Source organism: Pseudomonas sp. 2822-17 (genome assembly GCF_002742485.1).
Lineage (GTDB): Bacteria > Pseudomonadota > Gammaproteobacteria > Pseudomonadales > Pseudomonadaceae > Aquipseudomonas > Aquipseudomonas cyclaminis.
Genome location: NZ_LJRZ01000599.1, coordinates 1 through 351, shown reverse-complemented (window position 1 = coordinate 351; position 351 = coordinate 1). Strand labels below are relative to the sequence as shown.

Annotated in this window: 1 protein-coding gene; it reads right to left on the bottom strand. The window is 39.6% G+C overall.

Annotated features, from left to right (window positions below):
* Nucleotides 1–15: 15 nt before the first annotated feature.
* Complete coding sequence (locus tag AOA60_RS34835) at nt 16–333, bottom strand: CHY zinc finger protein (protein ID WP_099586442.1); 318 nt, start codon at nt 331–333, stop codon at nt 16–18.
* Between the last annotated feature and the right edge of the window lie 18 nt (nt 334–351).

Sequence of the window (351 nt, the reverse complement as noted above, 5' to 3'; positions counted from 1 at the left end):
CCAAGCCGCACTGTTTCAGACATTAAAATACAAGTGATAGTGTTTTTGACATCCAACATTAAATGGTGACTGGCAGTTTGGACAGATTGAATCACAGTCCATGTACTCCTGTATAGTCAATTCCGTTGCGCAAACTCCACAAAGAATCGCTTTTGTATGACTCCACTCGTTTTTATCCCATAAAACGGGCTGGTGGTCTGCTAATTCCTCATGACATTGGTAACAGGGATAATATGTATTGCAGCATTTGAATTTAATCGCGATGATATCATGCGCCGTAGAATAATGCTTACACCGCGTATTTTGATCAACTCGAACACAATCTACTGTTATACCTTTAACTTTCGTATC